The organism is Acinetobacter sp. 1130196, from assembly GCF_000588095.1.
In the GTDB taxonomy this organism is placed as follows: domain Bacteria; phylum Pseudomonadota; class Gammaproteobacteria; order Pseudomonadales; family Moraxellaceae; genus Acinetobacter; species Acinetobacter nosocomialis.
In genome coordinates this window covers 1-10736 of the sequence record NZ_JFWX01000072.1, presented here as the reverse complement: position 1 = coordinate 10736, position 10736 = coordinate 1, and the positions used below count along the sequence as shown (strand labels likewise).

The window sequence follows — 10736 nt, the reverse complement described above, 5'->3', positions numbered from 1 at the left end:
GCTGAGTTCTCCCCAATCCATTCAAATTTAAGACACAACTTGGGTGCGAGGTCTACCTAATTCCGTAAATCTATTCAGAACTGCCACACGCGCATGAATTTCATTGACCTGACTTTGAAAATGTCTTGCCGTCAGCCTATCACCTAATAATTTGATGCAATGCATCTTGGTTTCCACCAAACTACGACGGTGATAACCCGACCATTTTTTCCATAGGGTTCTGCCTAAATGTTTAACCGTTTGAAGTAACTCATTTCGTTCTATTGAACTTATTTTAGAATCTTTCCAGGGCTTGGCATTCTTTCTGGGTGGAATTACTGCATGTGCTTGACGATCTGAAATCACTTTTCTGCAGCACTTCGTGTCGTACGCGCCATCGGTATAGACAGAATCTATTCGCTCATCTAGTGGAATTTGATCCAGTAAATCACCTAGTACTTGTGAATCACTGACATTATTTGTAGTAAGCTGAACGGCACGTATTTGCAGTGTTTCAGCATCTATACCAATATGCAGTTTACGCCATTGCCGACGGTATTCAGGCTGATGTTTTTTACGCTTCCATTCGCCTTCACCTAAAAACTTTAAACCCGTAGAGTCGACAAGTAGGTGTAACCCATCATGACTTTTCTGATAGCTTATCGCAATATCAATATGCTTTTGTCGTCTACAAAGGGTGGAGTAATCTGGTGCTGCCCAATTCAAGCCACAGAGTTTAATCAGGCTTTGAACAAAGCCAGTAACCATACGTAAAGAAAGACGGAATAGAGATTTGATCATTAAACAGCATTGAATCGCTGTATCGGAATAAGTTTGATTTCGTCCTTGCTTGCCTTGTGGTTGTGCATACCATTGCGTCTTAGGATCAAACCAGATTGAAATATTTCCTCGCTTGATTAAAGCTTGGTTATACGAGGACCAATTGGTTGTACGATAGATTTTAGGTGTAGGCTTCTTCATCTGGAAATTATATTACTGAAGAAGCCTTCAAGAATAGCTTTGTGCAACAAAGCCTTTCCGGATAGAAAAAACCTGTGGTTTGAAACTCAGCCCGAAATGTAATGAGTTTTTTTAATTCGTGCATATAAGCTTGTTCAAAAAGTTTTTGATGGCCTTGCTCTTTTAAACGATTTACCATTTTATAAGCAGCCATTAGCATTTCTAACAAAGTTGCATACGTTGTTTTTCTATTTCGAATAAAAATAAAATGTTTTAAATAATTATTTAAACCAAAAATAAAATATTTTTCTTCAGGACATATTTTTGTAAGCTCATTGGTACAGTAACTTAACCAATGATCATGATATTTTTCATATCTTTTATAAATAAAATTTTCAAACATTAATTTAACAGTGTCTAATAATCTTTTATCCTGATTTATTTGATACAACCTGAGTAAAGCTAATGCTGCTTCTCCATCATAATAAATGATTCTAAACTTTTCTTTTAAATCATAGTCTGGATAATTTAATACATGAGTAGTTAATCCATCTGAATCAACTAATTTTAAAATACCATTTGCAAGTTTCTCTGCATATTTTAAATAATCTGTTTTTTGAGTAATTTCCTGATATTTCGTTAACATTAAAATAGCTGCTGCGTTTGCACCTAATTTAATTTCAAATTCCCCTTCTTTACCATCAATCATAAAAGCAGTTGTAGAGTCTTTTTCTTTATAGAAAGTAGTAAGAGCGTATTGAATTGCTGCAATAATTTTAGGCCAGTACTCAGGTTTATCTTGTAATTCGAAAGTTTCTAATAGTGCATAAAGTGATGTGCAATGACGTACAGTATTGTAGTTGCGGATATCACGATCATAAGCAGGAAAATAGCCATAAATGAATTTGCCATTTTCTTGAATCTGGCTGTGCAAAAACGCTGCATTTTTCTCAATGAGCTCTCTAAAATGCAGCTTCTTATTGGTCGCAATACCTCTAATACCATTTGCATCATAACGGCTTGCTAAATTAATAAACTGTCCATTTTCATAAAAAGTTGCATAGGTATCGAAAGTCCAAATGTCTTGCAGCTCTTGTAGTCTAATTTGTGGTTTAGGAGCGTTATATTTTTGCTTAATTGCATAGTTGAGATTGGTTTCATCAAAAAAGTTAGGTTTGTCATAACTCAAACCTCGAATAATTGCTTTGCCATATATCTCTTGCTCCAGAAAAACCACCGAACATGCTTCATCAAATGCAATTCCTCTGCGGTAATGATTATTATGAAATTGATGATGAACAAGTTGTTCTATTTGACTCCAACTTTGTTTTTCTAGATTGTACGCAACATCAATTTTTATATAGTCTGGAAGTTGATCTGGAGAAAACTGTCTATTAATAAAATCGAATAACTGTATAGTTGCTTGTGAAAAAGCTGTTTTTTCGGTATGCCACACACTACATCTTTGATCTTTAGGACCAAATGATATAAACAAAATTGTTTTTTCCGGAAGGTCTGGAACATGCTGAACGAAATGTTCCAACCAAAGCTTAAGTTGTCTTTTAAAGTCTAAAAATACCGCCACTCGAATTAAGTCCCTATCCGTTATTTGTTGTTCTATAAAATTTTCAATGCATCATAGCATGAACTCTCTAAAAGCTAAGTTAACGTATTGTTTAAACATAAAAAAAGAGAACCCTAGGGTTCTCTTTTTATTTGGTTAATTATCTATTAATAGATAATTTGACCATTGTTAAGAAGATCATTAAGCGTTAATGATGTTCTTGGTTCATCTATATGAATCGTCAACAATTGTGTGCTTGTGTAAGTCGTACCTAAGCCATCACGGTCTACACTAATTGTGGCATTTTGTGTCGCTGCGTTATAGCTTACAGATACATACTGACCAATAGTTAAACTGTTCGGATGAGTAAGTAACAAGTTACTAATATCGATCTTATCAGCTTGGTTATCAGTTGCTGTATTACCTACATGGAAATCAGTCCATGTATCTACACCACCAGTTGTTGTGTTGCCCCCTGTTGGATTGTTCACGCCAGCCGCAGTTAACGTATTGTAAATCAAGGTATCTGCGCCATTTCCAAGCGTGAATGTATCATTCGCTCCTGTACTTACAGCTAGGCTATTCAACTCTTGACTTAAGTTGATGGTCAATGTGCTAGTTGACTCTGCACCAGTCACGGATACGAGTTTGTAGTTAATCGTATCAATCGTAGCACTTGCCGCGCTATCAAGTGGTTTGTAATAGTACGAACCATCATGGTAGAGATACAACGTACCTTCGCCAGTATTGATCGCCTGACCAGCAGCAATTTGGTAATTTCCTGGTGTAACTTCAACATATAGTTGAGAAGCAGCTGAAGTATCTGCAACTCCACCAGTTGTATCGCCTAACAAGATATTGCCGTGAATCCAATCTGTTAAACCATCAGGTGTGTATTGATCTAGATGTGTAGCTTTTGTAGTTACTACAGAATCTAGAGTCACCGTTCCTAAAGAAATCAGACTAGATAAACTAAATACCACTCGATAAGTACCAGCAGATAAGTGAGATACGTCAGCTGAGTATGCTGGTGCACCTAATACTCCTGCCAAGGCTGTCGCAGAACCTGAGTAAACAGTATCTACCCATGTTGAACCCACCAATTGCTGGATTTTATAACCAGTTGTTGGAAGAGCCGACAAGCTTAATGATGCCGTATAGTCTAATTCAACATGAACATCACTTACCGTATTAGCAGCAATAACGAATTGATTCGAAGTGACTGTATTGCTTAATACAGGTAATGGCGGGAAGCCTGCAAGGTTACCAATAGTTACCGTGCCACTTGGTACGTCAACAACAGCATCCGTTACTTGTTTCATACTAACAGTTGCATGATTAGTATCAGCATTTGCTACAGGTAACGGAATTACCGCATCTGCACCAGGGTTAGCATTATTCCAAGTGATATTCACATCTGGAGAACCAATTTGGATATGCAATGTTGCTGTGTCTGTTCTACCAGTTACAGGGTCTGTCACTGTATAGGTAAAGCTATCAACTTTTCCTATATTTTGTGTGTTCGCTGTAGCTTGATAACTATAAGTACCATCAGCATTAATCGTTAAGGAACCATAAGCACCCACAATAACTGTTGATGAACCTACATTTACAGCCTGCGTATTACCAGTTTCAGAAGTGACAGAAGTCACAACTGTCGTAGTCGTAATATAGTCTGGCGTATAGTTTGGTCCATATACAGCAGAGTTGTCGTCTGAAAGAACATTGCCTGTAACCGGAGTTACAACCAAGTTAGGTACTTGCGTAATATCACCATTATTCAAAGTAATACTTGCTGTAACGCTACCTAGAGCTGTTAGAAGCGTATTGCTTTCCATAAATAGCTCATAGCTACCAGAACCTAAATTATCAACTTTGAATTTCACTTCAGAGCCAAAGATACCTAATAAGTCAAGCACTCCAGTATTCGCGCTATCTGCAATTACTGTACGAGTACCGTCTGGATTTACTCGTGTTAATACCACATGTAAACCATCAACAACTGTAGCTACTGAACCAAAGTTAACCGAGATAATGGCTTCAGACACATGTCCTTCAGCTACATTAAAGGTTGCTGTACCTTGTTTAGAGCCAATAACGACTCCGCCAACTCCTAACAACCAGTTATAACTGATCGCGTTACTAAGAACTTGTTGTGTAGTTGGGTAAACCATGTCAATTGCTGCTGAAGCAACGTTATCCATTGCATCAACTGGAACATGACCTGTAATCACTGCAGGCTGAGATGGATCTGCTGCATTCCAAGTCATAGCAACCTTGTTACTATCCAAGTGGACATACAAGACAGCTTGAGATGTATTACCTGTTGCTGGGTCTAGTAACGTATACGAGAACTGATCAACTTTACCAAGGTTTAGACCATCTGCATTTGGTGTATAGGTATAATTACCATGTTGATCAATCACTAACGTACCGTAAGTACCAGTGATTGTAGTTGTACCCGTTGCGTTAACGGTAATTCCATTCACTGCTGAGATCACTGCATTATTACTTGCAGCATCTACTGCACCATTAATACCAGCATCTTTGATGACGTTACCAGAGATCGGATCAACTGAATATCCAGATACAACATATGGGTTATACACATCCATTGTACCTGTCAATGTACCACCAATACCCACACCTAGTAGACCACTGTAGCCCATAAATGCACGATATTGTCCTGGATCTAGCCCTTCAATGACTGCTGTTGGAGTACCTCCTATTAGAGATAGACTAACTAAAGTCGCTTGTGGGTTATTTCCGCCAATAGATACCCATTGTCCTGTTGCAGCATCATATTTTTGAACAACAATCGAATAATCATTCAATACACCAGCGTTGAGTAAACCACTGAATGTAAATGTCGCAGTACCTTGACGGTCAGCATCCACATTGAATGCAACTGTTGGTTTACCAAGGAGCTGTAAATCTAGACCTGCTAACGATATTGCAGCTACATAACTTGCACTACCAAGTGCTACGTCATTCGCAACAAGTAAAGATTCCGGATTAATTTCAGCAACTGCCAAGTTATCTGCAGCTTTGACAGAACTTAACTGAATGTTAAGAGCTGCTTGAGCTACATCACCAGTTACAGAATCTTTTAACGTATATACAAAGTGATCAACCTGTCCAACTCCAGAAGCATTTTGATTTGGAGTGTAAGTGTATGAACCATCAAGGTTAATCACCAATGTACCGTATGTACCATTAATGATTGTGCCATTAGCAAGAACAGGTTGGTTATTAACTTCACTCACAACTGTATTTGGAGTTACGACATCAGCTTGACCGTTTGAGTTAACATCTACGATCACATTACCATCTGCAGCTTCTGTATAGAAACCACCGATTTGGGTTGTATCATAAATGTCCATAGTACCTGTTAAAGTACCTAGTAAACCAATACCTGCCAGACCGTTATAAGTCATAAAGGCACGATATTGTCCTTGCTCAAGCCCATCGATAACAACACCTGGTGTAGAACCTAATAAAGTCAGGTGAAGAATATCTGCTTGACCACCGCCATATATAGAAGTCCATTGACCAGTAGCTGTATCAAATTTTTGTACAACTAATGAGTAATCAGATAGAGCATTAACCCCTATTAAAGCACTGTAGGTAAATGTCGCATTACCTTCTTGGTTGGCAGCTACATTAAAGTTAACCGCTTCAGAACCAAGCTGTAAGTTAAGTCCAGCAAGTGATACAAGCGCCAAGTAAGTTTTACTACCAAGAGCCGCATCATTTGCGATTTGTAATGGCTGTGGAGCAAGAACAGCTGTATCAAAGTTGTCATATGCAATGATAGAAGAACTTGCAATTGTATAACTTTGTGTAGCTTGCAAATTACTACTGTTGCCAGCAGCATCCGTAAAGGTTGCTTTTGCATCAACTGTCAAATCAGTATCAGCTACAAGCTGGCTACCAGGTACACCTATTGTCCATGTTCCATTCGCCGGATCTACTACAGCCGTGTAATCCGTGCCATTAACGTTAACAACAACCGAGGTAACAGTTGCATCAGCAGGAATAGTCACTGTTCCAGTAATATTTACTGTTCCTGCAGTCTCAACCGGACTAAGGATGTTATCACCTGTAATCGGATTAATCGCAATTGCAGCAGCATTAATGTCTGGTGGCGTAGTATCCACACTTACTGTGACATCAGTAGCATTATCGATATTGCCTTGCGCATCTACTGCTTGGGCATGGATAGTCACTGGGCCATCTGCAGTTACTGCGATCGCAGCAGTGATATAACCATTGCTTAAGTCAGTTGCATTGACTGTATAGTTAGTGCCATTAACATTTACAACAGTACCCACCGCTGCATCTGGACCTAATCCTACACGGGCATTAAAGCTACCGTCTGTACCAAGTTCTGATGCATTGATGATGCCGTCAATGTTTAAATCATCCGGTACTGTAATCGCAGTGATTAAATCAGCTGGTGTGGTATCTACAGTTACAGTGACATCTGTTGGACTACTGATGTTGCCTTGCGCATCCACTGCTTGGGCATGGATAGTGATCGGGCCATCTGCTGTTACAGGAATCGCTGCTGTGATATAGCCATTGCCAAGGTCAGTTGCATTCACTGTGTAGTCAGTGCCGTTAACATTCACAACAGTACCTACCGCTGCATCTGGACCCAATGCTACACGGGCATTAAAGCTGCCGTCTGTGCCAAGTTCTGATGCATTGATGAAGCCATCAGCATTTAAGTCATCCGGTACTGTAATCGGGCCAAGCAAGTTCGCTGGAACAGTATCGACAGTCACGATTACATCTGTTGGACTGCTGATATGACCTTGTGAATCCACTGCTTGTGCATGGATGGTGATTGGACCATCTGCAGTTACAGGAATTGCTGCGGTGATATAGCCATTGCCAAGGTCAGTCGCACTCACTGTGTAATCAGTGCCGTTAACGTTTACGACTGTGCCTACCACTGCATCTGGACCCAACACTACACGGGCATTAAAGCTGCCATCTGTGCCAAGTTCTGATGCATTGATGATACCGTCAGCATTTAAGTCATCCGGTACTGTAATCGGGCCAAGCAAGTTCGCTGCTGCAGTATCTACAGTCACGACCGCGCTACCTGTGCCCACATTACCTGCAGGGTCGGTTGCTGTCACAGTCACAGTATGCGGACCGTCAGCCAACACTGGAAGTGTATTGTCTGCAAGTGTCCAGCTACCATTGCCATTGTTCACCGCAGTATAGTTCACACCATTTACAGTCATCACAACAGTCGCTGTTGGATCATTCACTGTACCTGTTAATTCAGGTGTACTGTCATTGGTAGTGACATCACTTAAACCAACTGTCGGCGCAGTAGCGTCTAAAGTTACCGTCACATCTGCCGGGCTACTGATATTACCTTGTGAATCCACTGCTTGGGCATGAATGGTGATCGGACCATCCGCTGTTACAGGAATCGCTGCGGTGATATAGCCATTGCCAAGGTCAGTTGCACTCACTGTGTAGTCAGTGCCATTAACATTCACAACAGTACCCACCGCTGCATCTGGACCCAAGGCTACACGGGCATTGAAGCTACCGTCTGTGCCAAGTTCTGATGCATTGATGATACCGTCAGCATTTAAGTCATCCGGTACGGTGATCGCACCAAGCAAGTTCGCTGGTGTGGTATCTACAGTGACAGTGACATCGGTAGGACTGCTGACATTGCCTTGTGCATCCACCGCTTGTGCATGGATGGTAATTGCACCATCGGCTGTCACAGGAATCGCTGCTGTGATATAGCCATTCGTCAAGTCAGTTGCATTGACAGTGTAGTCAGTGCCGTTAACATTCACAACAGTACCCACCGCTGCATCTGGACCCAACGTTACACGGGCATTAAAGCTACCGTCTGCGCCAAGTTCTGAAGCATTGATAATGCCGTCAGCATTTAAGTCATCCGGTACTGTAATCGGACCAAGTAAGTTTGCTGGTGTTGTATCCACAGTCACAGTGACATCTGTTGGACTGCTGATATTACCTTGTGCATCCACTGCTTGGGCATGGATGGTGATCGGACCATCCGCTGTTACAGGAATTGCTGCGGTGATATAGCCATTCGTCAAGTCAGTTGCATTTACTGTGTAGTCAGTGCCGTTAACGTTTACTACAGTACCCACCGCTGCATCTGGACCCAATGCTACACGGGCATTAAAGCTACCGTCTGCGCCAAGTTCTGATGCATTGATGATGCCATCAGTATTTAAGTCATCCGGTACTGTGATCGCACCAAGCAAGTTCGCTGGTGTGGTATCTACAGTTACAGTGACATCTGTTGGACTGCTGATGTTGCCTTGTGCATCCACCGCTTGTGCATGGATGGTAATTGGGCCATCAGCAACCACTGGGATCACTGCTGTGATATAGCCATTCGTCAAGTCAGTTGCACTCACTGTGTAGTCAGTGCCGTTAACGTTTACTACAGTACCCACCGCTGCATCTGAACCTAATCCTACACGGGCATTGAAGCTATTGTCTGTACCAAGTTCTGCTGCATTGATGATACCGTCAGTATTTAAGTCATCCGGTACTGTAATCGCACCAAGCAAGTTCGCTGGTGTGGTATCTACAGTTACAGTGACATCTGTTGGACTGCTGATGTTGCCTTGCGCATCCACTGCTTGGGCATGGATGGTAATTGGGCCATCTGCTGTTACAGGAATCGCTGCGGTGATATAGCCATTGCCAAGGTCAGTCGCACTCACTGTGTAATCAGTACCATTGACATTCACAACAGTACCCACCGCTGCGTCAGAACCCAATGCTACGCGGGCATTGATGCTGCCGTCTGTGCCAAGTTCTGAAGCATTGATAATGCCGTCAGCATTTAAGTCATCCGGTACTGTAATCGCTCCAAGTAAGTTCGCTGGAAGCGTATCTACAGTCACGATTACATCTGCTGGACTGCTGATATGACCTTGTGAATCCACTGCTTGTGCATGGATGGTGATTGGACCATCTGCAGTTACAGGAATTGCTGCGGTGATATAACCATTGCCAAGGTCAGTTGCACTCACTGTGTAATCAGTGCCGTTAACGTTTACGACTGTGCCTACCACTGCATCTGGACCCAACACTACACGGGCATTAAAGCTGCCATCTGTGCCAAGTTCTGCTGCATTGATGATACCGTCAGCATTTAAGTCATCCGGTACTGTAATCGGACCAAGCAAGTTCGCTGCCGCAGTATCTACAGTCACGACTGCGCTACCTGTGCCCACATTACCTGCCGGGTCGGTTGCTGTCACAGTCACAGTATGTGGACCATCAGTCAACACTGGAAGTGTATTGTCTGCAAGTGTCCAGGTACCGTTGCCATTGTTCACCGCAGTATAGTCCACACCATTTACAGTCACGACAACAGTCGCTGCTGGATCGTTCACTGTACCTGTTAATTCAGGCGTACTGTCATTGGTGGTTACATCACTTAAAGCAACTGTCGGCGCTGTCGTATCTAAAGTTACAGTGACATCTGTTGGACTGCTGATGTTGCCTTGCGCATCCACTGCTTGTGCATGGATGATAATTGGGCCATCTGCTGTTACAGGAATCGCTGCTGTGATATAGCCATTGCCAAGGTCAGTTGCATTCACTGTATAGTCAGTGCCATTAACATTCACAACAGTACCCACCGCTGCATCTGGACCCAATGCTACACGGGCATTGAAGCTACCGTCTGTGCCAAGTTCTGATGCATTGATGATACTGTCAGCATTTAAGTCATCCGGTACTGTAATCGAACCAAGCAAGTTCGCTGCTGTAGTATCTACAGTTACAGTGACATCTGTCGGGCTACTGATATGACCTTGTGAATCCACTGCTTGGGCATGGATGGTAATTGGGCCATCCGCTGTTACAGGAATCGCTGCGGTGATATAGCCATTGCTTAAGTCAGTTGCACTCACTGTATAGTCAGTACCGTTAACATTCACAACAGTACCTACCACTGCATCTGGACCCAACGCTACACGGGCATTAAAGCTGCCATCTGTGCCAAGTTCTGATGTATTGATGAAGCCATCAGCATTTAAGTCATCCGGTACTGTAATCGGACCAAGCAAGTTCGCTGCTGCAGTATCCACAGTCACGACTGCACTGGTTGTACTTACATTACCTGCCGGGTCGGTTGCTGTCACAGTCACAGTATGTGGACCATCTGCCAACACTGGAAGTGTATTGTCTGCAAGGGTCCAAC

At 42.2% G+C, this 10736-nt stretch carries 1 protein-coding gene and 2 pseudogenes; all 3 read right to left on the bottom strand.

What is annotated here, in order from left to right:
* Positions 1–27 precede the first annotated feature (27 nt).
* Positions 28–960, bottom strand: coding sequence for an IS5-like element ISAha3 family transposase (locus J671_RS23685; protein ID WP_031983693.1), 933 nt, complete (start codon positions 958–960; stop codon positions 28–30).
* A 55-nt stretch (positions 961–1015) separates the two neighbouring features.
* Positions 1016–2524 (bottom strand): annotated as a pseudogene (locus tag J671_RS23680) (poly alpha-glucosyltransferase); the annotation flags it as partial.
* A 146-nt stretch (positions 2525–2670) separates the two neighbouring features.
* Positions 2671–10185 (bottom strand): annotated as a pseudogene (locus J671_RS25605) (beta strand repeat-containing protein); the annotation flags it as partial.
* Between the last annotated feature and the right edge of the window lie 551 nt (positions 10186–10736).